Consider the following 23454-nt stretch of genomic DNA (forward strand, 5'->3'; position numbering starts at 1 on the left):
CCATGAACCGCATGATCGCCCCATTACTGTTTGCCCTTGCCTGCGCCCCGCTTGCCACGCTGGCGCAAACCGCCCCGGCAGCCGCTCAATCCAACTTTCCTACTTGGGAACAACTCACCCCCGCACAGCGCGAGCTACTGATCGCCCCAGTGCGCGAACGTTGGAATAACGAGCCGCACCATCGCGAGCGCTTCATGGACTATGCCAAGCGCTGGAAGTCGCTACCGCCGGATAAGCGCGACGATGCCCGCCGCGGCGTGCAACGCTGGGAAAACATGACCCCGCAGCAGCGCGATGAAGCGCGCGCCGTGTTCCATGCTACCCGTCAAATGGACAAACCCGCCCGCCGCGCCTTTATGGAGCAATGGCAAAAAATGAGCCCGCAGCAGCGCACTGAGTGGGCAAAAGCCCACCCGGCACCGGAGCGCCGCGAGCGCGACTGATTACGCCGCAGGCGCAGCGCGCTCTGGCCACACGGTTTTGGCCAGTAGCTCGTCATCCCAGTCAAATGCCAACGCACCGTCTTTGAGCAACAAGCTGATGAAGTTGAACACGTTGCGGGCAAACATCTCGCTGGCGTGCTGCGCACCCATCGACGCAAGGTTCAGCGGCCCAGCCACGGTGACACCATTGCTGTCCACCGTTTGCCCCGGCTGGGTCAGCTCGCAATTGCCGCCGGTTTCGGCGGCCAGATCCACCACCACGCTGCCCGGCTTCATTCCCGCCACCATCGCACTGGAAATAATTTTTGGTGCGGGCCGCCCAGGTACCGCTGCCGTGCAGACCACCACATCGATCCCTTTGAGGTGATCGGCCAAACGCTGCTGCTGCAGCGCGCGCTCGTCTTCGGTGAGCTGGCGTGCATAGCCGCCCTCGCCCGCCGCACTCACGCCAAGGTCTAAAAACTTACCGCCAAGCGATTCGATCTGCTCCCGCGTTTCTGGGCGCACGTCAAACCCTTCCACCGCCGCCCCCAAGCGCTTGGCCGTGGCGATGGCCTGTAGCCCCGCCACACCCGCACCCACAATCAGCACTTTAGACGGCCGAATGGTGCCAGCGGCGGTGGTGAGCATGGGAAAGAAGCGCGGCGCCAGTTGCGCGGCGATCAGCACCGCTTTATAGCCGGCCATGCCCGCCTGCGAACTCAAAATATCCATCGCCTGCGCGCGCGTGGTGCGCGGCAATTTTTCTAACGGAAATGCGGTAATCCCGCGCGATTGAATGGCCTCGGCACGCGCCGCATCGCCCTGTGGGTGTAGGCTCCCCACCAGCACCGCACCTTGCTTCAGCGCCGTAATCACTGCGGTCTCTGGTGGCTGCACACACAGCAGCACATCCGCCTGCGCGGCGGCGTCTTCGCTTAGCTGCGCCCCAGCATCGGTATAGGCCGCATCGGGAAAATACGCCCCGGCGCCGATTCCCGGCTGGATGCGCACCACGCAGCCTTTCGCCACCAATTTTTTGCAGGTTTCCGGCGTCAATGCGACGCGGCGCTCGCCCACTGCGGTTTCCCGCACCACTCCAACCGTTACCGCCATTGCCTGCTCCCCAGCTTCAATATTCATCCATCCTACCCAATGCAGCGGCTACCATGCAGGGGTTCTCTCATAATTTTGATCATGCTGACACTGACCACGCTCCATTCTCGCCGCTCCACCCCCACCCGCCAGCTCGCCGCACCGGGGCCCGATGCCACGCAGCTGCAGCGCATGCTCGAAGCCGCCGTGCGCGTGCCCGACCACGGTAAACGTGTGCCGTTTCGCCTGCTGCGCATTGCCGGTGACGCGCGCGAGGCCTTGGCAAACGCGGCGCAGGCGCGCCAACTGGAACTTGATCCACTGGCTGGTGAAGCGGTGCTAGAAAAACTGCGCACGCGCTTTACCGCGCCACCGCTCACCTTGGCCGTGGTCGCGATTTTGGGCGAAGACAGCAAGATTCCCGTTAGCGAGCGCTTCTCCAGCGCGGCCTGCGTCGCCTTCCAGCTGCTGCAAGCCGCGCAAGCCGAAGGCTTTGCTGCGCAGTGGCTCACTGGCTGGCTGGCTTACGATCGTCCCTTCCTTGAGCACACGCTTGGGCTTTCCGAGCACGAACAGCTAATCGGCACCATTGCCGTTGGCACGCCCACGCTGGAAGCCCCGGAGCGCGAGCGCCCCGACGTAGCCGCCCTGCTGCAAGACTGGGCACCATAACCGCGATGACGCAGGCAACGCTCTATCTTGTCGATGCATCGCTGTACGTGTTTCGCGCTTGGCATTCGATGCCCGACGAATTTCACGATGCCGACGGCTGGCCCACCAATGCGGTGCACGGCTTTGCGCGGTTTTTGCTCGACCTGCTAGAACAAGAACGCCCGCAGCATATCGCGGTGGCATTCGATGAAGCGCTCGATAGCTGCTTTCGCAACGCCCTCTATCCCGCCTATAAAGCCAACCGTGACCCGGCCCCGCCGGAGCTGCGACGCCAGTTCGCATGGTGCAAAGCGCTCTGTCAGGCACTGGGGCTCACCACACTGGCCCATTCGGATTTTGAAGCCGACGATTTGATTGGCAGCGCCGCGCAGCGCGCGCGTGGCAACGGCTTTCGTAGCGTCATTGTCTCGGCCGATAAAGACCTCTCGCAGCTATTGGGCGAACACGACGAACAGTATGACTACGCCAGGCGTGAGCGCTGGGGCGCGTCTGGGGTGAAGGCGCGCTACGGCGTGCACGCGCCGCAGATCGCGGATTATCTAGCGCTTACCGGCGATGCCGTGGACAACATCCCCGGCGTCAACGGTATTGGCCCGAAGTCGGCGGCGGTGCTGCTGGCGCATTTCGGCTCGCTCGATGCGCTGCTGGCGCGGGTGGACGAAGTGCCTTATCTGCGTTTGCGCGGTGCCGCGACACTGGCCACTCGCCTGCGCGAGCAGCGCGAACAAGCACTTCTGTGGCGCAAGCTCACTACGGTTGCCGCGGACGCGCCGCTACCAGATGGTGGCTTTGCACGCCGCACGGGGGATGCGGCCGAGCTTTCCGCGCTCGCCGACTGGGTGGGCTTTGGCCCCCTCACTCGCAAGCGCCTGCGTGAAGCCGCTACTATCGACGCATGAGCGAAGCAAAAGAAACCTTATACGAGGGCCACTGGCTACGGCTGGTGCGCATTGGCCACTGGGAATCGTGCGAGCGCACCCACGCCCAAGGCATGGCGGTGATTGTAATTGCCGTAACGCCGCAAGACGATGTGCTGTTTGTTGAACAGTTCCGCGTGCCGCTGGGTGCACGCACCATTGAAATGCCCGCAGGCCTCGTGGGCGATGACCATGCCGAAGACACCTTGGCCAGCGCCGCGCGGCGCGAGTTGATTGAAGAAACCGGCTGGTCTGCTGAGCAGGTGGACGTACTGCTCACCGGCCCTACCAGCTCGGGCATGAGCAACGAGCGCATCGCCTTCGTGCGCGCACGCAAGCTCACCCGCGTGGGCGAAGGCGGCGGCGTAGATGGCGAGGACATCACCGTCCATGCGGTGCCGCGCACGCAGGCCCCGGCATGGTTAATGCAAAAACACGCCGAAGGCTACGAGCTAGACCTCAAACTTTGGGCCGGGCTGTGGATGATCGACCACAACCCGGATGGTTCCCCTGCCCAATAAGCTGCGGGCATTAACCCGCAAACTTATCCGTGGCCTCCACCAGTGCGGCGGTGTTCTCGGCTTCAAACATGGAATGGCCGGAATTGGGCGAGACCAAGAGCTCGGCCTTCGGCCAAAGCTTGTGCAAGTCAAACGCGCTTTGTACCGGGCAGACCACGTCGTAGCGGCCATGCACGATTACACCGGGGATGTGCGCGATCTTGTGCGCGTCGCGCAGCAATTGGCTTTCCACTTCAAAGAAACCACCGTTGACGAAGTAGTGGTTCTCGATTCGTGCAAACGCCAACGCAAATTCGGCATCACCGTGGGTTTCGGTGTAGTTATCAGGAATCTTCAGATAGCTGGTGCCGCCTTCCCAAATGGCCCAGGCGCGCGCGGCGGCGAGGCGCGTTTCGGCATCTTCGCTGATGAGGCGGCGATGGAAGGCTGAGATTAAATCGCCGCGCTCCACTTCTGGAATGGCGTTGACATAGTGCTGCCACGCATCCGGGAACAGGCGCGACGCGCCTTCCTGATAGAACCACTCCAGCTCCCAGCGGCGCAGTAAGAAGATGCCGCGCAGCACCAGCTCGGTGACGCGTTGCGGGTGGGTTTCGGCGTAGGCCAGCGCCAAGGTCGAGCCCCAGCTGCCGCCAAACACCTGCCATGTTGCAATGCCCAGATGCTCGCGCAGCTTTTCAATATCGGCCACGAGATCCCACGTGGTGTTATTGGTGAGGTCTGCATGCGGCGTGCTGCGGCCCGCGCCGCGCTGGTCGAACAGAATGATTCGGTATTTGGCCGGGTCGTGGAAGCGGCGCATATTGTCGCTGCAGCCACCGCCGGGGCCACCATGCAGCAGCACAACAGGCTTGCCGTTGGGGTTGCCGCACTGTTCCCAATAGAGGGTGTGGCGGTCGTCCACCTTGAGCGTGCCCGTTTCGTAGGGCGTAATTTCAGGATAGAGCGTGCGCATATCTGGCGTCCTTCTTATCGATAGATGGGGTGATCGTGGGCTTAGGGTTTGGCACCCAAGGTGAGGCGGTCGCGCTGTTCTAAATCGCGCACGGTTTTAACGCTATACAGCCCGGCATCGCGTAGTAACGTGCGCACCGCAGGGCCTTGATCATAGCCGTGTTCGATCAGCAGCCAGCCGCCGCTGCGCAGGTGCGCGGGCGCGGCGATGGCGATCATGCGGATGGCGTCGAGCCCATCTGCGCCACTAGAAAGTGCCAAGGCGGGCTCAAACCGCAGGTCGCCTTGGCCTAAATGCGAGTCACCTTCGGCGATATAGGGCGGGTTGCTGGCGATCATGTCAAAGCGCTCACCCTGCAGTGGGCGCAGCCAGTCGCCATGGCGAAATTCAATATTACTGATGCTATTGCACTGCGCGTTACTGCGCGCCACCTCCAATGCTTCAGCGCTCGCATCGGTGGCGATCACGTGTGCCTGCGGGCGTTCTTTAGCAAGCGCCAGCGCAATCGCGCCGCTGCCGGTGCCAAGGTCGGCAATACGCAGCGCAGCGCCTTCCGGCAAACGTGCCAGCGCCTGTTCGACCAAAAGCTCGGTCTCTGGGCGCGGCACCAAAGTGGCAGAGTTCACTGCAAGCTCCAGCGTCCAAAACCCGCGCGTTCCCGTGAGATAGGCCACTGGCTCACCTGCGCAGCGGCGCTGCAATAGGTCAGTAAACCGCGCCGCGTCGGCAGGCGTCACGGCATCGGCTGCATGCGCAAACAGCCAACTGCGCGTGCGGCCTAACGCATGCGCCAGCAGGATATCGGCATCGGCGGCGTCGATCGTTGCACGCGCTGTGAAGAGCAATTGGCTCACGGTGATGGGTTCAGTCATCGGCATAGGATACCGCATCACACTGAATAGTGATTCACAAAATCTATCGATAGAATGCTTATAATCAATTTGAAATATCAATAGGCATTGCCTAATCTAGCCGCACAGTTTGATTCACCCCTCACCCAACAGCGGAGAACGTTCATGTCCCTAATCAACACCCAAGTCCAGCCGTTTAAGGCCAATGCTTTCCATAACGGCCAGTTCATCGAAGTGACCGACGCCAGCCTGAAGGGCCATTGGTCGGTACTGATCTTCATGCCCGCCGCCTTCACCTTCAACTGCCCCACTGAAATTGAAGACGCCGCCGAGCATTACGCCGAGTTCCAGAAGGCGGGTGCCGAGGTCTATATCGTCACCACCGACACCCATTTCAGCCACAAGGTGTGGCACGAAACCAGCCCGGCGGTGGGCAAGGCCAAGTTCCCGCTGATCGGCGACCCAACCCACCAGCTCACCAACGCCTTCGGCGTGCATATCCCGGAAGAAGGTTTGGCGCTGCGCGGCACCTTCGTGATCAACCCGGAAGGCGTGATCAAGACCATGGAAGTGCACGACAACGCGATTGCGCGTGACGTTGCCGAAACCGTGCGCAAGCTGCAAGCCGCCCAGTACGTGGCTAGCCACAGCGGCGAAGTGTGCCCGGCGAAGTGGAAGGAAGGCGCCAAGACCATCGCCCCGTCGCTGGACTTGGTCGGCAAGATCTAAGCGTTTCCTGCACCCTCTCCAGCGTTTGGAGAGGGTTGCATAAAGCCGGTGCACGCCGCCGTTTTTACGCAACCCTTTCTCGTCAAGACCCATCTGCCTTGCTGCGGACAGGTGTCTTGCAGCCTTAATTTTTGAATACCGGAGACAACCATGTTGGATGCCCCCCTGAAAACCCAGCTGTCTGCCTATTTGGAAAAACTGCAGCAACCCATCGAACTCATTGCCTCGCTGGATGATTCCGACACCGCGCGCGAACTCGACGAGCTGCTGGGCGAAATCGCCGCGCTGTCGCCAAAGATCAGCCGTAAAAACGGCGACTCCGCACGCAAGCCTTCATTCGAAATTCGCCGCGCCGGTAGCGATGTAGCGGTTGCATTTGCCGGAGTTCCGCTGGGGCACGAGTTCACATCCTTAGTGCTGGCCCTGCTGCACGTGGGCGGCCACCCGATGAAGATCGACGAAGCGCTGGCCAACCATGTGCGCGCACTCGATGGCGACTTCCAATTTGAAACCTATATGTCGCTGCATTGCCAGAGCTGCCCGGACACCGTGCAAGCGCTGAATATGATGAGCGTACTGAACCCGCGCATTCGCCATATCGCCATCGACGGCGCGCTGTTCCAAGCCGAGGTGGAAGCCAAGCAGATCATGTCGGTGCCCACCGTGTATTTGAATGGTGCCGAGTTCGACGGCGGCCGCATGAGCGTAGAGCAGATTCTTGCCAAGCTCGATACCGGCGCTGCGGCACGTGCAGCGGAAGCGCTCAAAGAGCGTGAGCCCTACGAGGTATTGATCGTTGGCGGTGGCCCGGCGGGCGCGGCGGCGGCGGTGTATGCCGCGCGCAAAGGCATCCGCACGGGGCTTGTGGCCGAGCGTTTTGGCGGCCAAGTACAAGACACGATGTCGATTGAGAATATGCCTTCCATTGAATACACCGAAGGCCCGAAACTGGCTGCGGCAATGGAAGCACAGGTGCGCGGCTACGGCGTGGACATCATCACCAACCAACGCGCCAAGGCGCTGCACGGCGCGCCGCAAGCAGGTGGTTTCGCTGGCGTGGAATTAGAAAGCGGCGCAACACTGCAGGCCAAAACCGTGATCCTCGCCCCCGGCGCACGCTGGCGCACCACCGGCGTACCCGGCGAGAACGAGCACCGCAACAAAGGCGTAGCCTTTTGCCCGCACTGTGACGGCCCACTGTTCAAGGGTAAGAAGGTGGCAGTGATTGGTGGCGGCAACTCCGGCGTGGAAGCCGCAATTGACCTTGCCGGCATCGTCGAGCATGTCACGGTATTGGAATTTGACAGCAAACTCCGCGCCGACGACGTACTGCAGCGCAAGCTGCGCAGCCTGCCCAATGTCGATGTGCACGTGAACGCGCAAACCACCGAAATGGCGGGTGATGGTAACAAGCTCTCGGCCCTGCACTACACCGACCGTGAAAGCGGCCAAGCGCACGCAGTGGACCTTGCCGGTGTGTTCGTGCAAATTGGCCTAATGCCCAATACCGAATGGCTGAAGGGCGCGATTGAGCTCACCCCACGCGGTGAAATCGTGATCGACGCACGCGGCCAAACCAGCCTACCCGGCGTATTTGCCGCAGGCGACGCCACCACCCAAGCGTATAAGCAGATCGTGATTTCGATGGGCGCAGGTTCTACCGCGGCACTTTCGGCCTTCGATCATCTAATCCGCCACTCGGCCCCCGCTGAAGCCAAAGCCGCATGAACCTGCGCGACCTGAAATACCTCGTCACCCTTGCCGATCTGCGTCACTTCGGCAAGGCCGCCGAGGCCTGTTTCGTCAGCCAGCCCACGCTCTCCACCCAGATCATGAAACTGGAGGAAGAGCTGGGCGTTGCGCTGTTTGAGCGTGCGCCGCGCAAAGTAATGCTCACAGCAGCGGGACAAGACGTGGTGCAGCGCGCACGGCGCATCGTGGCCGAAGTGGACGAGCTAAAAGAAGCCGCACGCCGCAGCCAAGACCCCGCCTCTGGCACGCTGCGTCTGGGCGCATTCCCCACACTTGCGCCGTATCTATTGCCACACGTTGTACCGCAGCTGCGCGAGCAATTTCCCAAGCTCGAACTTTTGTTGGTGGAAGAAAAAAGCGACGTGCTGCTGCAACGTTTGCGCGAAGGCAAAATCGACGCCGCCTTGCTGGCACTTCCCGTTCACGACGAGCAACTGCACGCCGAGCTGCTCTTTGAAGAACCCTTCCTGCTCGCTGCGCCCAGCCAGCACCCGCTGGCGCACCAGCCGCATTTGAGCACGCGCGATCTCAGCGATGAAACCTTGCTGCTGCTAGAAGACGGCCATTGCCTGCGTGACCAAGCACTCGACGTGTGCCGTTTGTCCGGCGCACAGGAAAAATCCGGTTTCCGCGCCACCAGTTTGGAAACCCTGCGACAAATGGTGGCCGCAGGCGTGGGCGTCACCTTGCTCCCGCAGCTGGCAGTGCACCCATCCATCCCGCAGCCCACAGGTGTACAGCTGGTGACCTTCGCCGCCCCCACACCCAGCCGCAAGATCGCTTTGGTCTGGCGCAAATCCTCGGCGATGAACGCCTTTCTCAAGCAGCTGGCCGATACCATCAGCACACAAGCGCAGGCACAATTGGAGTCTGCCGCCGCCTAGAGTTCGCCATGCCCAGCCGCAGCACGCTTATGCTCATTATCGTTGCCTGCTTAGCTCTGGCATGGTGGCTGGCGCATCCGCCCGGTGCAAATATTTCGCCAGAAACCCGTGCACTGCTGGCGAACGCCGCCTGCCCGCTACCGCCGCGGGTATCCCGCGGCGAGGTTCCACTTCAAACCCAAGCGCCCGCATCGCTCAATCTGCCGTCGATAGACGGTGCCAAGCTCACGCCACTTGCAGGCTTTAGCGTGGACGCACGCGTTCTGCGCCGAGAAAATTATTACGCCGACGCAGGGGCTAAGTTTTCCCCCGTCGATCTTGCCCTTGGCTGGGGCCGCATGCGCGAAGACGCAGTATTAGACAAACTCAGCATTACCCAAGGCGGGCGGTTTTTCTATTACCGCTGGCAACACACACCCCCTATCCCTGTTGATGAAATCGTGCGCAGCGCCAGCAATATGCACATCATTCCGGCCACACCGGATGTTGCGCGTGCACTTGATTCGGTAAAGTCCGGCGACCGTGTGCTCATCGACGGCTGGCTGGTGCGTATCGACCGCGACAACGGCTGGCACTGGGTTAGCTCACTCTCGCGCACCGATAGCGGCGACGGCGCCTGCGAGCTGATTTATACCTGCGCGATTACCCGCGAATAGTTACGCTTCCTGCGCCACGCGCTCTTGTCGTGTGCGCATCCCGGCCACAAAAATACCGGCCAGACTCACCGCCAACCCCAGCCACTGGCGTGGTGGAATTTGAATCTGCAGCACCAGCACATCCAGCAGGTAGGCCACGATGGGCTGAGCCAGCAGCAGCAAGCCGGTGAGTGCGACGGGGAGCACCACCATCGAACGCGAGATCAGCACCCAGCTTAGGCAGTGCCCAAACGCGGCCAGCGCCAGCAAGATCCCCCACGCATGCAACGACGGCGGGGTAAACACTTCACCTTCTGCCCAGCCCAAAAGCCCAAGGCCTAACGCACTACCAAATGCGGCAAAACACAGCACCTGCTCCACTGGCACCCGTGCGCGCCCCTCTCCAGCCAAGGCCTGGGAGCGTTTAATCCCCACGTTATAAGTGGCGTACATCAGGCCTGCTGCCAGCCCTAGCCACACGCCCCAACGATACTGCTTCGGCAACCCGCCCCAGTCTTCACCCAGCAGCAGCCACAACCCCAGAAAGGCCAACAGCACGCCGAGCAAAAAGCGCCCACTCAAGCGTTCACCAAACAACAAAACGCCTGCAATCGCCATAAAGAACACCTGCGCGTTGGCCAACAGGGTGGATAGCCCCGGGCCAACTAATAGAATGCTTTTGTGCCACATCCATAAATCCACCGAGAACGCGGCCATGGGCACCAGCAACCACAGCCATGTCTTGCCGGAAAAGCGCTGCCAACCGTGGCGTACACTCACCAGCACGGCGAGCATCAACCCCGCAAGCAACATTCGCCAAAACGCCACAGCGGTTGGCGGCATCTCGGCCATGCGCACCATGAGTCCGTTGCTGCCGATGATTGCCGCCCCGGCCAACAGCTCTAGGCTGGCGGCCTTTTGCGTAGGTGCGTGGCTCATACCGGCTGCGCGCCCGAAATATCATCCCCGTATGTCTCGGACGCGGCTTCATCCGCGCCACCGAGATGCAGTGCTTCTACAATTTCACGCGCCTGCGGCCATGCAAGATCCGGCACCATCACCCCTACTAGGCCAAATATGCCCAATTCTCCAATGCCGCCAGTCAGTGCCTCGCCACGCACAAAGGCCGGAATACCTGCAGCCTCGAGCGCCTGCTTCACCAAATGCGCATCGATCAAATTTTGGGCGTCGTACACGTTGCGCATAGGCTCTCCTAGCAGGCTAGGTTAACAGCCCGCCCGCTGCGTATCGTGAACTTCAGCAACCAAAGGGTGAAGCGTCTAAACTATAAGGCTATCCAAGAACCGCTTGTTACCGTGTCCCAGACTCCTGATTCCAGCACCGACGCCCCCGTTCGCACCGATTTCATCCGCCAGATCGTGCGCGATGACCTTGCCTCCGGTAAACACAGCGCGATCAAAACGCGCTTTCCGCCGGAGCCGAACGGCTACCTGCATATCGGCCATGCCAAAGCCATCTGCCTCGACTTTGGCGTTGCCGCCGAATTTGGCGGTGTGTGCAATCTACGTTTGGATGACACCAACCCCGCACGCGAAGATCCCGAATATGTGCGCGCCATTCAAGACGATGTGCAATGGCTAGGCTTTCAGTGGAACAGCCTGCGCCACGCCTCCGATTACTTCGGCGTGTATTACCTTGCCTGCGAAAAACTCATTCGCGACGGCAAGGCATTTGTCTGCGACTTAAGCCAAGAAGAAGTGCGCAGTTACCGCGGCACGCTCACCGAACCCGGCCGCAACTCGCCCTACCGCGAGCGCAGTGTGGAAGAAAACCTCGATCTATTCCGCCGCATGCGCGCCGGTGAATTCCCCGATGGTGCGCGCACCCTGCGCGCCAAGATCGACATGGCCAGCGGCAATATGAACCTGCGTGACCCGGCGCTGTACCGGATCAAGCACGTCGAGCATCAAAACACTGGCAACGAATGGCCGATTTACCCGATGTACGACATGGCCCACGCGTTGGGCGATGCGATCGAAGGCATCACCCATTCGCTGTGCACCTTGGAGTTCGAAGATCACCGTCCACTGTACGACTGGTGCGTGGATAACGTTGATCTTGCGGGCAACCCCGACCTGCTAGAACCGCTGCTTGCAAAAGGCCTGCCGAAGGAAGCCGCCAAGCCGCGCCAGATCGAATTCTCGCGCCTCAACTTCAATTACCTGGTGATGAGCAAGCGCAAGCTGATGGCGCTTGTCACCGACAAACTGGTGGACGGCTGGGACGATCCGCGCATGCCCACCCTGCAAGGTATCCGTCGCCGTGGCTACACCGCCTCGGGCCTAAAGCTGATGGTGGAACGCGTGGGTATCAGCAAGCAGAACTCGCTGCTGGACATTTCCATTTTGGAAGGCGCCCTGCGCGATGACCTCGACGCGCATGCACCGCGCCGCATGGCGGTGATTGACCCACTCAAAGTGGTACTCACCAACCTTGACCCCGCGCACGAAGAAACGTTGAAGTTTTCCAACCATCCCAAAGATGAGTCACAGGGCGAGCGCAGCATCCCATTTGCACGCGAGCTATGGATCGAACGCGAAGATTTTGAAGAAGTGCCGCCGAAGGGCTTCAAGCGCCTCACCTTAGGCGGCGATGTGCGCCTGCGCGGTGCAGGCATCATGCGCTGCGACGAGGCCATCAAAGACGCCGATGGCCGCGTGGTAGAGCTGCGCTGCACGCTCGACCTTGAATCGCGCCCCGGTATGGAAGGCGCAAACCGCAAAGTGAAGGGCACCATCCACTGGGTCAGCGCCAAGCATGCGGTGGCCGCCGAAGTGCGCCTGTACGACCGTCTCTTCATCGTTGCCGATCCGGATAATGACGAAGGCGGCAAGAGCTACGTTGACTATTTGAATCCTGATTCGCGCAAAGTGGTCACCGGCTATGTGGAGCCCGCCGCCGCGCAGGCCGCGCCGGAGCAAAGCTACCAGTTCGAGCGCCTTGGCTATTTCGTGGCTGATCGTTACGACCACAAGGCGAATGCGCCGGTGTTCAACCGCAGCGTCACCCTACGCGACACTTGGACACAGAAGGCCTAAACCATGCCAATGCCCCTGCCCGCCCAGTTACATATCACGCTGCCGATTTGGGTATTAGAGCTCGACGTCAGCGGCCGTGATTTCTCCACCGACGCGGCCAAAGTAGCGTTTGCTGTTGAGCTGTCTAAACACAATGTCGAACGCAAAAGTGGTGGCCCGTTTGGTGCCGCCGTGTTCAGCGCACAGCACCAACTGATCGCTGTGGGCGTAAACCGCGTGGTGCGGCAAAGCTGTTCGCTGGCGCACGCCGAAACCATGGCCTATATGCTGGCGCAGCAGCGCCTGCAGCAATTCCGCCTCAACGAACTCGGCGGCCCGGTGACCCTAGCCACCTCGGCCCAACCTTGCTGCCAATGCTATGGCGCCACCATGTGGGCCGGAATTGACCGCTTACTGATCGGCGCGCGCAGCGAAGACGTAGAAGCACTCACCCCGTTCGACGAAGGCCCCCTGCCTGCCGACTGGGTGGGTGAACTCAATAAGCGCGGCATTGAAGTGGTGCGCGATGTTGAACGCGACGCCGCCTGCGCCGTGCTCAAAGCCTATGGCGAACTCGGCGGGCCAAATTATTAACGGCCTGCTTGCTTACTGCCGCCAAGGCTTTGAACCCGAGCTCGCGGGCGAACTCACCGACCGCGCCGCGCAAGCTGGGTTTGCGGGCTATGCGCGCACTGAGCGCGACAGCGGCTATGTCACCTTTATCTGCGACGACGCCGATGCACTGAGCCGTGCCATCCCGTTTTCGCACCTGATCTTTGCGCGGCAAAAACTACGCCTGCTTGCCGAACTGCGAGGTCTGAACCCCAGCGACCGCATCGCGCCCATGCTCGAAGCGCTACAAGGCCAGCCGCGCTTCGGTGAACTGGTGATGGAATACCCCGATAGCGATGCGGGTAAACCACTGGCCGGGCTGGCGCGCAGTCTCGGCAACGCGTTGCGCCCGGCACTACGCAAAGCCAATCTGTTGACATCGCAAGACAGCACGCGCTTCCCGCGCCTGCACGTTTTTTTGGTAGAAGGTGACCACGCTTTTCTGGCCAGCAGCCACCCCGCCGACAGCGCGCCGTGGCCGCTGGGTATTCCACGCTTAAAAATGCACAAAGACGCGCCCTCACGTTCGGCGCTCAAGCTGGAAGAAGCGCTGCTTGTTCTGCTGAGCAATGACGAGCGGCAAAACCTCCTCAAAGAAGGCATGGTGGCCGCCGACCTCGGCGCTGCACCCGGCGGCTGGACATGGGTGCTCACCCGCAACCGCCTACGCGTGACCTCGGTGGATAACGGCCCCTTGCGTCAGCATGTTTTAGATACCGGAATGGTCACGCACCTGCGCGCCGATGGTTTTGCATGGCAGCCTCCGCATCCGCTGGATTGGATGGTCTGCGACATGGTGGAACAGCCGCGCCGCGTGGCCGAACGCATGGCCAGCTGGCTGCGCGAGGGCTGGTGTCGCCATGCGATCTTCAATCTCAAGCTACCGATGAAAAAACGCTGGCAGGAAACCCAGCTTTGCCTGGACCTGTTCGCGCAGCAGGCGGACAAGCCGCTGACCATCCGCGCCAAGCAGCTCTACCATGACCGCGAAGAAATCACCGTGTTCATTACCCCACTTAAAGCACCATAAGGGTAGGCGTCACCAAACTCAGCATTATTGATCGAGCACCACCGGCAGCGGGCAATGCAGCACCGCACAAATCGTGCGCAGCAATTCACTTTCTTCCACACTCACCGCCCCGTCGCTACTCACCGCCTCGGCCACCGCTTCCACCACAATCTGCTTCGCCAGTGGATCCAGTGCGTCGAGTGCTTCCCACACGTGCTCCAACGCCAGCACGCCTGCTGCAGGCGGCGCGTATGGCCAGTGGTCCTGCTGCAATACACGGCCAATGCCTGCAAGATAGGCGCGCTGCGCGGCCTTCTCATTGCTATTGCCATGCTGCGCTACCACCGCGAGCAAGGTGACTATTTCCTGCCGCACACCGCCCAGCTTGCGCCGCCCAAAGCGGGCATAGCGCGAAGGATCCAAGGCTTCGCGCACTTGTACGGTCAGCAGCTTGCTGAAGCAGTATTCAAATAACGAGACATCACCATCGGCATGCATCATTTGCTGCGTCAACTGGATAAATGCCTCCAGCTGCGGGCGCGGCCGCTGCCGCAACACGGGGAAGGCAAGCGATGCCAGTGGCAGGCGCAGCCCTGGGTGCAGGTCGGCGGTCAGCTGCTGATGGATGCGTAATGCGTGATCGGCGACACCTTCCCCCAGTGCGGCTAACATCATCGCCTGCTGCGCTTCCTGCAGAGCGTCATCTTCCCCTAGCAACAGCGCAAGCAGCAGCGGCGTCACCGTCTCGCGGTTGCGCGCAAGATCGCGTAGCGCATCTGGCATAGCCACAAGAATGGCATCGGCGCGTCGGTAGTCATCCTGCGCCGGCATGCCCACCTGCACAGACACTTTGTTTGCGCGCAGCTGCACGCGCTGCGTCGCGCTGGGCAGCGGCGCTGTACTTGCATCCGTTAGCCCAAGCGCCACATCCTCTTGCATGCCATCGGGCGGCTGGGCTAACCACTGCGCGGAAAGACGCTGCAGCTGCTCGCTGCGAAACCCCGGCTCCAAGGCTTGAATGCGCTCGAGCAGCGGCGGATGGGTGGCAAACAACTTAGAAAACCCGATGCCATCGCCAAACAACATATGGCTGACTTCTTCGGCATCGCCGCGGTCATTCAACTGCGCCCCTTCTTCCACACCCGCAATTTTCTTTAACGCTCCGGCAAGCCCTGCCGTTTGCCGGGTGAACTGCACCGCGCTGGCATCGGCCAAACGCTCGCGTGAGCGGCTAACACCTGCTTTGATGATGCGTCCGAAGAACAGCCCCACATAGCCCAGCAACATAGCAAACAGCGCCACCAGCAACAGCACGCCAGCGCCTTTGCCGTCGCGGCTGCGGCCAAAGCGCCCATATTCAAATACCTTCCGGCCGATCAACCCAATCATCAAAACACCGAACAGCACGCCAATCAGGCGAATGTTCAGACGCGTGTCACCGTTGAGAATATGGCTGAACTCGTGCGCGATCACGCCTTGTAGCTCATCGCGGTTCAACCGATCCAACGCACCGCGCGTCACCGCTACCGCCGCATCCGAAGGCGTGAAGCCTGCGGCAAACGCATTGATCCCCGCCTCATTTTCCATCACAAAAAGTTTGGGTACCGGCACGCCAGAGGCAATCGCCATTTCTTCTGCGATATTGCGCAGCCGCCGCAACGAAGCATCTGTTGTGTCCGCGGGCACAAACGTTCCGCCCATCTGCCGCGCCACGACCTCCCCGCCCCCAGCAAGGCTGGCAATGCGATACAGCGAGCCAAACACGATCAGCACCAGCGTCACGCCGCAGGTCAGGGCCAGCGCGCGCCACGTTGGCACCACTAGCCACGTCGCATAGCCGATCACCGCCACAATACACAGCACGGCCAGTATCAATAACAGTACGAGCCGCACCGAGGTGCGCCGTGCTGCAGCCTGATGTTCGAAGAAATTCATGCGTTAGCTTAGAACTGCACCTTCGGCGCTTCGCGCACTTGCGCCTGTTTTTCAGCCTGAATCTCAAGCAAGCTCGCCGGCAGAAAGCCGAATATCCCAGCAAAGAAATTGCTGGGAAACACTTCGCGCTTGTTGTTGTAGCTCATCACCGCGTCGTTATACGCCTGCCGCGAGAACGCCACTTTGTTCTCGGTGCTGGTGAGCTCTTCGGTGAGCTGCATCATCGTCTCGTTGGCCTTCAGCTCGGGGTAGCTCTCCGCTACCGCAAGCAAACGCCCCAACCCACTATTAAGCTCGCGCTGTCCTGCGGCCAGCTGCGCCATGGCGTTGGGGTCTCCGGGGTTCGCCTTGGCTGCACTCAGCCCTGTTTGCGCTGCCGAGCGCGCCGCGATCACCGCTTCTAAAGTCTCGCGTTCGTGCGCCATGTACTGCTTGGCCACTTCAACAAGGTTTGGGATGAGATCAAAACGGCGCTGTAGCTGCACGTCAATCTGAGCAAACGCGTTGTTATAGCTATTCCGCGACACCACCAAGCCATTGTAGATACCCATGACCCACAGCGCGGCCGCCGCAATAATTGCAAGAAAAATCAAAAGACTAAACATCAAAGCTCTCCCTATTCATGCAAAACCGAAAACTGACGTTAGAATCAAACAGTCACAGCAGCATACGCAGAGGGTTCCGCCGATGAAAGACCAGCCTGTTCGGCGCGCCTTACTCGCAGGCATTATCGCCTCACTCCTGCCATTGGCAGCAGGCTCTGTCACCCAAGACACGGGCCACTGGCGCGGCGCTATTCAACGCCCAGCCGCCACTGCCAACGCACTTCCTGAGCCTTTGGTTGAAAACGTCGCGGGCGTAAGTACGCCCACGCTGGATATCGCACGCTTTGAATCCATCGCCGAAGCGCTGGTGGACGGCGGGCGTATTCCCGGCCTTGCGATGGCCATTGTGAAAGACGGCAAAGTACTCAGCGCGCGCGGCTACGGCATTACCGACACGCACAACCCGCAGCCAGTAGACGCACACACCGTGTTCCGTTTGGCGTCGCTGTCAAAATCATTTGCAGGCACGATGACCGGCATCTTGGTCAACGATGGCGTGCTGCGCTGGGACAGCCACCTGACTGACTACGTTCCAGAGTTTCGCATGTCGCGCCCCGATGCGGCGCAGCAGGTGACCGTGGCCGATATCCTTAGCCACCGCACTGGCCTCACACGTAACGCATTTGATCGCGACCTCGAAGCCAACGCCAACTATCACGACCTCACCCTGCGTATTGCAGACGCACCGATGACCTGCGCACCGGGTGACTGCTACGCCTACCAGAACGTTGCCTTCAGCCTGATCGGCGACATTGTCTTCGCCACCACCGGCCGTTTTTATAGTGAAAGTGTGGCCAGCCGCATCTTCAAGCCTTTAGGTATGAACGATGCCAGTTATGGTTTGGAAGGATTAGAAGCCAGTGCACGCTGGGCCAAGCCGCATGTGCGTGGACGCGGCGGCTGGGTATCGCTGACACCCAAGCCCAGCTATTACCGAGTAGCCCCTGCAGCAGGCGTTAACGCCAGCATCAGCGACATGGCGCAGTGGCTGATCGCGCACGCGGGGCATCGCCCCGATGTCCTCCCAGCCCCCCTGCTGGAAACACTACACACCCAAATAGTGAGCACGCCAACAGAAACCCGTAGCTCCGAATGGCGGCGCACGCGCCTTAATTCGGCAGGCTATGCCATCGGCTGGCGCGATTACGAATATGCAGGGCATAAGGTCGTGTTCCACGGCGGCGCGGTGCAGGGCTATCGCGGCATGATGGCGCTTGTTCCCGAACAAGACTTCGGCCTAGTGGTGCTGTGGAACAGCGAAAGCCCGCTCCCTAGCGGCCTACTGCCCACCATTTTGGATGCGGCCTTCAACCTACCCGCAGGCCAGTGGCTAGACGACAAAACGCTGACGACGTCGGCCGTGTTATATGCAGGGCACCAGCCTTCTAATGCGGGCACCAGCGCCGCAGCGGCAAAGGCTTCGCCGCCCTAATTGCGCATAAAAGAAACCCCTCCCGCCTGGGCAACGGGAAGGGTTTTGACGTGCAACAAATACTTAGATGCTTGCAGTCGGCTCAGTCGCCGGCATTTGCGCTGCAGGAGCAGGCTTAGCTTTCTTGGCGGCCGACTTTTTCGCCGCAGCCTTCTTCGCAGCAGGCTTCTTGGCAACTGCCTTCTTCGCTGCTGGCTTCTTGGCTACAACCTTTTTAGCAGCAGCTTTCTTCGCCGCTGGCTTCTTGGCAACAGCCTTCTTGGCTACAACCTTTTTAGCAGCAGCTTTCTTCGCCGCTGGCTTCTTGGCCACAGCCTTCTTCGCAACAGCCTTCTTCGCTGCTGGCTTCTTGGCCACAGCCTTCTTCGCTACAACCTTCTTCACAGCCTTCTTAGCAGCAGGCTTTTTGGCAACGGCTTTCTTCGCCGCTGGCTTCTTCGCTACGGCTTTCTTAGCAGCAGGTTTTTTTGCAACGGCTTTCTTCGCTGCCGGCTTTTTGGCAACGGCTTTCTTTGCAGCTTTCTTCACGGCCATGGTATGGCTCCTCGTCAATGGGGAAATCGGTAAAACCCAGTTTCAAAAAACGCCGCAGGTATCGGACCTGCGATCGACCGTCGGCGCGCCACGCGCGCCGGTGCGGATCTTTGCTCATGAAAAAACCTGCAGCGCGAAACGCCACAGGCTCCACTCATGGACACTCCCTGAAACGCATAACCCCATTCGCGACGGTGACGAAGACCCGATACCCACCGACGTTCGGTGGTGTCATGCGTCTTGCATTCGATCGTTGTGCTGTATGTGATCACTTGCTTCCGCAGGAAATGTCTGCTTGGCGAAACGTAATCACGCTTTTTTCAAGTGTCAACAACCTTGCGCAAAGTTTTTTTTATTCGCGCATCCACACCCGCGATCACGCGCCGCACCACGCGCAAGAAACACCATCACGCTGCATCAAGCAGCACTGCGAACGATTCGCATAACACCCGCTAAAAGCAAGCAGCAATGCGCCTTGCAGAAAAAATTACTGCCCTGCAAATGCTCTGCCACGCGATGCAGGCACGACACTCTCAACAACGCGACGCATGAAAAAACTTTTTATCTGCGTACGAAAATTTTTTTTCAGTTTCGCGCTGCACAACTCTTTTTGCGCAAGAAATGCGCGAACTTTTTTACAGTTCCGCGCATCAAAAAACCCGCGACGTTGCCATCGCGGGTTTTTTGAAACACGGTGCAGCGAGCGCTTAGTGCTCGTCGTTTTCCAGCAACTCGGCGTAATCATCCGGGCCCAGCAGTTCGTTCACCTGATCCGCGTCGGCCACTTCGATCACAAACAGCCAGCCATCGCCGTAAGCATCTTCGTTGATGGTTTCAGGTTTGTCGGCCAGCGATTCATTGACCTCAATCACCTTGCCGCTGATCGGTGCGTACACGTCAGACGCCGCCTTCACCGACTCAACGACGGCACAGGCATTACCCGCTTCAACGGTGTCGCCAACGTTCGGCAGCTCGACATACACCAAGTCGCCTAGCAGGCCTTGGGCGTGGTCGGAAATACCGACGGTGGCTTTGCCGCCGCCTTCAATACGCACCCACTCATGGGATTTTTGGAATTTAAGATCGCCGGGGATTTCGCTCATTGAAATGGCTCCAGTTACGCTGTCACGTTGGGGGGATGCAAAAGTCTAGTCGATGCGGAGGAAAAACGCTCAGATGCCCGGTTGAATGGTGTTGTCGCGCACGAAGGGGAACTTCACCACACGCACCGGCACCTCTTTGCCGCGAATATCCACGCGGACATTGCTTGGCTCACCAGCAGGAATACGCGCAAACGCGATTGCTTTGCCGATGGTGGGCGAGAAAGTACCAGAGAGGATTTCACCCTCGCCATTGGCTGTGAGCACCTTCTGGCCGTGGCGCAGCACGCCTTTTTCGTCCATCACCAGCGCGATCATCTGGCGCGCCGTTCCGGCAGCCTTCTGCGCTTCCAACACGGCGCGGCCGATGAAGTCGCGGCCGTCGTCCAGCGAGACTGTCCAGCCCAGCGCAGCCTCGTACGGAGACACGGTTTCATCCATATCCTGACCGTACAAATTCATGCCCGCTTCGAGGCGCAGCGTATCGCGTGCGCCAAGGCCTGCAGGCTTCACGCCCACCGCCAGCAGTGCGTTCCAGAACGCTACCGTCTGTGCTTCCGGCACGATCACCTCAAACCCGTCTTCGCCGGTATAGCCGGTGCGCGCCACAAACACTTCCACACCCTCTTGCGTGGTGGCCGCGCGCGCCGAGAAACGCGCCAGCTTCGAAACCGGAGCGCGGTCGTCCTCACGCAGCAAGCCCAGCACTTTGTCGCGCGCGTTCGGCCCCTGCACCGCCACCATGCCGAATTCGGGGCGTTCTTGTACGTTTACATCAAACGCCTTGGCCTGCTCGCTGATCCACGCGAGGTCTTTATCGCGAGTCGCGGCATTGACCACAAGACGGAACCACGACTCATCCATGAAGTAGATGATGAGATCGTCAATGACACCGCCCTGCGGGTTGAGCATGCAGGTGTACAGCGCCTTACCGGTTTTCTGCAGCTTGTCCACGTTATTGGCAACAAGGTAGCGCAGGAACTCGCGCACGCGTGCGCCGTTCAGATCGACCACAGTCATGTGGCTGACATCGAACATGCCCACGTCACGACGTACCTGATGGTGCTCGTCGATCTGCGAGCCGTAGTGGATGGGCATGTCCCAGCCGCCAAAGTCCACCATCTTCGCGCCCAGCGCGCGGTGGGTTTCATTGAGAACGGTTTTCTGCGTCATTACAACATCCTGCTTCGTGGGGAGACGTATTATCCCAAAGGAAACCGCCCTGCGCGCTGGTATGGACAAAAATTGGACTAAACCGGTTCCACCTGCAAGGTCATGGCGTCGCCGCCAACGACACGCACCTGCGCCCCCTCAGGCAGGTCTGGGCCGGATACATCCCAATAGGCGTCAGCGATCTGCACCCGTCCCCGGCCCTCTACAATAGCGCTGTGCAGCGTCACCACGCGCCCCACCAGTGCGGCCGTGCGGCGGTTGAGCGCGGGCTGATCGCTGGGGCGTTCGCATTTACGAAACCAGCGGCGGTAGATATAAATCGACACGAAGCTGAGCACCACGAAGGCCCCCACCTGCGCCAGTAGCGGAATGCCCGGCACCAGCAGCACCGCCAAAAATACTGCCGCTGCCGCAAAGCCTAGCCACAGCATGAACGCGCCAGGAGCCATGGCTTCCGCCGCGAACAGCAGCAGCGCGAGCGCCGCCCATGCGAATACGTCCCAGCGCATGCCTTAGCCCTTTGTCTTCTGAATGGTTTTTTGCTCTAACGCTTCTTTCGCGAGGTCCGCGATACCGGCGATCGAGCCAATAATGCCCGACGACTCCATCGGCATCATCACAAACTTCTGATTCGGCGCCTCGGCCAGCGACTTGAACGCTTCGATGTATTTTTGTGCAATGAAGTAGTTGATCGCTTGCACATTGCCGCTGGAAATCGCGTTCGACACCATTTCTGTAGCTTTGGCTTCGGCTTCGGCCAAACGCTCACGCGCCTCTGCTTCGCGGAAGGCGGCTTCGCGCTGGCCTTCGGCCGACAAGATCGCCGACTGCTTTTCACCTTCGGCGCGCAGAATCTGCGCCTGCCGCAGGCCTTCCGCTTCAAGGATGTTGGCGCGCTTCTCGCGCTCGGCTTTCATCTGCCGCGCCATGGAATCCACCAGATCACGCGGCGGCTGAATGTCTTTCAGCTCAATGCGGTTGACCTTGATCCCCCACGGATGGGTCGCTTCATCCACCGCATGCAGCACCTTGGTGTTGATCTCATCGCGCTTGGACAGCGACTCGTCCAGATCCATCGAGCCAATCGCGGTACGGATATTGGTCATCACCAAATTGAGAATGGCGATCTCCAGCTGCGCCACTTCGTACGCCGCCTTAGCCGCATCGAGCACTTGGAAATAGACCACGCCATCGACTTTCACCACGGCGTTGTCTTTGGTGATGACGTCCTGGCTGGGCACGTCCATCACCTGTTCCATCATATTGATCTTGCGCCCCACCCCGTACACCACTGGCATTAGGAAGTGCAGGCCCGGCCCCATGGTATGGGTGTAACGACCAAAGCGCTCTACCGTCCACTCGTAGCCCTGCGGCACCATGCGAACGGTTTTGAACAGCAGGACAACGCCTGCAAATAAAATGATTAGTGCAAGAAACGGCCCCATATCTGCATTGCTCCCTTTTCAGATGAGGCAGAGTATAGGGCCGTTATCACACGACTTCATTAGTCCTTAAGTTCGGTACGCAGCACGTCTGCCTCACGCTGCACCCACGCGGCCACCTGCGGGTGCGGCGTCAGCCCCTTACTGTCAGACACATACGTTAGACCATCGAGTGTTTTGGCATAGGGGCCAAAGCCCTGCACTCGGTACGGGATCACAATCGCGGTGCCGCCTTCGTTCACTGCACGCTGCACATAGTCGCGCACGGCGCGTGTTGCTGCTTCGCGCTTTTCCGGCCAGTCTTCGCGCAGCGTCATCACCTGCACGCGGCGGAACGGCTGCGACTTCTGCACCGTGGCGGCGCGCTCCCCCATTTTTTCCAACCAGCGTGCATTTTCTGCATCGTCCCCAGGGCCATGCGCCAAGATCAGCACATCTTCTTTTTTCGGGGCCTTGCTGAGCTCACGCGCGCGCGCCGCCAGCACTTCACCCATTTCCGGTGAATCCAGCAGGCCGTCATGGCTCATTTTGAACTTTGCCTTGCTGGTGATCTTCCAAAACTCCATGCTGTGGCCCGCGTGTTCGCCGTGGCCTGCATGCGGGTCCTGCGGCGGTCGTACCGGGGCACCCGGCTCTACGCCGAGAATTTGCAGCGTGCGGTCATACCAGCTTTCACCGCTGATGAATAAGCGCACCACGCCAATTTTTTCCACACCTTGCGCTTCCAGTGCCGCCACACCTTGCTGCAAGCTCACAGCGTCGGCCATCCCGAAGGCAATCTCCATCGGGTATTGGCTGCGCAGTGGAGCGAGGGTTTCGGTGACTTCTTTCTCCCATTGCGGAATGCCGCCGTGGGCCATCACCAGCACGCCGAACTTATCTTTCCCTATGTTTTTCGCCGGGCTCTCGGCTGCATGCTGCATGTGGTCATGCCCTGCATGCTGGGCGGTGGCCACCAGCGGAGAACAGGCCAGCGCGAGTGCCGCCAACAGCGGCGACCAACGCAGAGAAAAACGACGAGCAAAGCGGTGCGACATAAAAACCCCTTGATTCAAATAAGTAAGCATTACCACGACCACGCAAGCGATGCCGACAGCGTGCGCCCTGCGCCGGTATAGCGATCTAACGTAGCGCTATTAGA

25 protein-coding genes are annotated in these 23454 nt (G+C 60.2%); 12 read left to right on the forward strand and 13 right to left on the reverse strand.

From position 1 onward, the window contains the following. The first annotated feature begins 2 nt into the window (after positions 1–2). Positions 3–443, forward strand: a complete 441-nt coding sequence (locus KUL77_RS01830; RefSeq protein ID WP_297142818.1) for a DUF3106 domain-containing protein — start codon at positions 3–5, stop codon at positions 441–443. Here KUL77_RS01830 and KUL77_RS01835 read toward each other — a convergent pair whose 3' ends face one another. Further along, entirely contained in the window at positions 444–1538 is a 1095-nt protein-coding gene (locus tag KUL77_RS01835; protein WP_297142884.1) for an NAD(P) transhydrogenase subunit alpha, read from the reverse strand. Between the two features lie 81 nt (positions 1539–1619). Between KUL77_RS01835 and KUL77_RS01840 the strand changes: the two genes are divergently transcribed. Genes KUL77_RS01840 through KUL77_RS01850 form a run of 3 tightly spaced genes read left to right on the forward strand, consistent with a single transcriptional unit; the run spans position 1620 to position 3627 of the window. Beyond that, a complete protein-coding gene (locus tag KUL77_RS01840) occupies positions 1620–2189 on the forward strand; it encodes a nitroreductase (protein WP_297142820.1) in 570 nt (189 codons plus the stop codon). Positions 2190–2194: 5 nt separating this feature from the next. Further along, positions 2195–3088, forward strand: coding sequence for a 5'-3' exonuclease H3TH domain-containing protein (locus KUL77_RS01845; protein WP_297142822.1), 894 nt, complete (start codon positions 2195–2197; stop codon positions 3086–3088). Beyond that, positions 3085–3627, forward strand: coding sequence for an NUDIX hydrolase (locus tag KUL77_RS01850; RefSeq protein WP_297142825.1), 543 nt, complete (start codon positions 3085–3087; stop codon positions 3625–3627). The genes KUL77_RS01845 and KUL77_RS01850 overlap by 4 nt, the downstream gene beginning before the upstream one ends. A 10-nt stretch (positions 3628–3637) precedes the next feature. Here the strand turns inward: KUL77_RS01850 and pip are convergent, their stop codons facing one another. Then, positions 3638–4582, reverse strand: coding sequence for a prolyl aminopeptidase (gene pip, locus KUL77_RS01855; protein WP_297142828.1), 945 nt, complete (start codon positions 4580–4582; stop codon positions 3638–3640). A gap of 41 nt (positions 4583–4623) precedes the next feature. Then, positions 4624–5454 (reverse strand): peptide chain release factor N(5)-glutamine methyltransferase, encoded by an 831-nt coding sequence (gene prmC, locus KUL77_RS01860; protein ID WP_297142831.1) that lies wholly within the window; start codon positions 5452–5454, stop codon positions 4624–4626. 144 nt (positions 5455–5598) lie between these two features. On the opposite strand from prmC, the gene ahpC reads away from it, so the two are divergent. The 4 genes from ahpC (at position 5599) to KUL77_RS01880 (ending at position 9454) form a co-directional block, all read left to right on the forward strand. Continuing rightward, positions 5599–6162, forward strand: coding sequence for an alkyl hydroperoxide reductase subunit C (gene ahpC, locus KUL77_RS01865; RefSeq protein ID WP_297142834.1), 564 nt, complete (start codon positions 5599–5601; stop codon positions 6160–6162). 150 nt (positions 6163–6312) lie between these two features. Continuing rightward, the gene (gene ahpF, locus KUL77_RS01870) at positions 6313–7890 is read left to right on the forward strand and encodes an alkyl hydroperoxide reductase subunit F (RefSeq protein WP_297142837.1); all 1578 of its coding nucleotides are present in this window, start codon (positions 6313–6315) and stop codon (positions 7888–7890) included. Further along, positions 7887–8798 carry a DNA-binding transcriptional regulator OxyR gene (gene oxyR, locus KUL77_RS01875; protein WP_297142841.1) on the forward strand — a complete coding sequence of 304 codons (912 nt, stop codon included), beginning with the start codon at positions 7887–7889 and terminating at the stop codon, positions 8796–8798. Before ahpF ends, oxyR begins: the two co-directional genes overlap by 4 nt. Before the next feature lie 8 nt (positions 8799–8806). Then, positions 8807–9454 carry a hypothetical protein gene (locus KUL77_RS01880; RefSeq protein ID WP_297142843.1) on the forward strand — a complete coding sequence of 216 codons (648 nt, stop codon included), beginning with the start codon at positions 8807–8809 and terminating at the stop codon, positions 9452–9454. Here the strand turns inward: KUL77_RS01880 and KUL77_RS01885 are convergent, their stop codons facing one another. Continuing rightward, positions 9455–10372 carry a DMT family transporter gene (locus KUL77_RS01885; protein ID WP_297142846.1) on the reverse strand — a complete coding sequence of 306 codons (918 nt, stop codon included), beginning with the start codon at positions 10370–10372 and terminating at the stop codon, positions 9455–9457. Next, on the reverse strand, positions 10369–10638 hold the full coding sequence (locus tag KUL77_RS01890) for a DUF2007 domain-containing protein (RefSeq protein ID WP_297142848.1): 270 nt from the start codon (positions 10636–10638) through the stop codon (positions 10369–10371). The genes KUL77_RS01885 and KUL77_RS01890 overlap by 4 nt, the downstream gene beginning before the upstream one ends. Positions 10639–10749: 111 nt before the next feature. Here KUL77_RS01890 and KUL77_RS01895 point away from each other — a divergent pair, with 111 nt between their 5' ends. Genes KUL77_RS01895 through rlmM form a run of 3 tightly spaced genes read left to right on the forward strand, consistent with a single transcriptional unit; the run spans position 10750 to position 14113 of the window. Beyond that, positions 10750–12492: a glutamine--tRNA ligase/YqeY domain fusion protein gene (locus KUL77_RS01895; RefSeq protein WP_297142851.1), complete on the forward strand. Its 1743-nt coding sequence runs from the start codon at positions 10750–10752 to the stop codon at positions 12490–12492. 9 nt (positions 12493–12501) lie between these two features. Continuing rightward, positions 12502–13065: a nucleoside deaminase gene (locus tag KUL77_RS01900; protein WP_297142853.1), complete on the forward strand. Its 564-nt coding sequence runs from the start codon at positions 12502–12504 to the stop codon at positions 13063–13065. Continuing rightward, on the forward strand, positions 13061–14113 hold the full coding sequence (rlmM, locus tag KUL77_RS01905; protein WP_297142888.1) for a 23S rRNA (cytidine(2498)-2'-O)-methyltransferase RlmM: 1053 nt from the start codon (positions 13061–13063) through the stop codon (positions 14111–14113). The genes KUL77_RS01900 and rlmM overlap by 5 nt, the downstream gene beginning before the upstream one ends. Before the next feature lie 24 nt (positions 14114–14137). Here rlmM and KUL77_RS01910 read toward each other — a convergent pair whose 3' ends face one another. Then, positions 14138–16027 (reverse strand): M48 family metallopeptidase, encoded by a 1890-nt coding sequence (locus tag KUL77_RS01910; RefSeq protein ID WP_297142855.1) that lies wholly within the window; start codon positions 16025–16027, stop codon positions 14138–14140. A gap of 8 nt (positions 16028–16035) precedes the next feature. Then, positions 16036–16632: a LemA family protein gene (locus KUL77_RS01915; protein WP_297142858.1), complete on the reverse strand. Its 597-nt coding sequence runs from the start codon at positions 16630–16632 to the stop codon at positions 16036–16038. Between the two features lie 82 nt (positions 16633–16714). Here KUL77_RS01915 and KUL77_RS01920 point away from each other — a divergent pair, with 82 nt between their 5' ends. Further along, positions 16715–18064, forward strand: coding sequence for a serine hydrolase domain-containing protein (locus KUL77_RS01920; RefSeq protein ID WP_297142860.1), 1350 nt, complete (start codon positions 16715–16717; stop codon positions 18062–18064). 63 nt (positions 18065–18127) lie between these two features. Here the strand turns inward: KUL77_RS01920 and KUL77_RS01925 are convergent, their stop codons facing one another. The 6 genes from KUL77_RS01925 to KUL77_RS01950 all read right to left on the reverse strand — a co-directional run bounded on the left by KUL77_RS01925 (position 18128) and on the right by KUL77_RS01950 (position 23350). Beyond that, entirely contained in the window at positions 18128–18598 is a 471-nt protein-coding gene (locus KUL77_RS01925; RefSeq protein ID WP_297142864.1) for a histone H1-like repetitive region-containing protein, read from the reverse strand. A 707-nt stretch (positions 18599–19305) separates the two neighbouring features. Then, the gene (gene gcvH, locus KUL77_RS01930) at positions 19306–19701 is read right to left on the reverse strand and encodes a glycine cleavage system protein GcvH (RefSeq protein ID WP_297142865.1); all 396 of its coding nucleotides are present in this window, start codon (positions 19699–19701) and stop codon (positions 19306–19308) included. Positions 19702–19770: 69 nt separating this feature from the next. Next, positions 19771–20871 carry a glycine cleavage system aminomethyltransferase GcvT gene (gcvT, locus tag KUL77_RS01935; protein ID WP_297142867.1) on the reverse strand — a complete coding sequence of 367 codons (1101 nt, stop codon included), beginning with the start codon at positions 20869–20871 and terminating at the stop codon, positions 19771–19773. Between the two features lie 77 nt (positions 20872–20948). Continuing rightward, positions 20949–21380: an NfeD family protein gene (locus KUL77_RS01940; protein ID WP_297142870.1), complete on the reverse strand. Its 432-nt coding sequence runs from the start codon at positions 21378–21380 to the stop codon at positions 20949–20951. 3 nt (positions 21381–21383) lie between these two features. Continuing rightward, positions 21384–22316: an SPFH domain-containing protein gene (locus KUL77_RS01945; protein ID WP_297142872.1), complete on the reverse strand. Its 933-nt coding sequence runs from the start codon at positions 22314–22316 to the stop codon at positions 21384–21386. Positions 22317–22375: 59 nt separating this feature from the next. Beyond that, positions 22376–23350, reverse strand: coding sequence for a hypothetical protein (locus tag KUL77_RS01950; RefSeq protein ID WP_297142875.1), 975 nt, complete (start codon positions 23348–23350; stop codon positions 22376–22378). Positions 23351–23454 lie beyond the last annotated feature (104 nt).

This window comes from Thermomonas sp. (genome assembly GCF_019104945.1).
GTDB lineage: Bacteria > Pseudomonadota > Gammaproteobacteria > Xanthomonadales > Xanthomonadaceae > Thermomonas.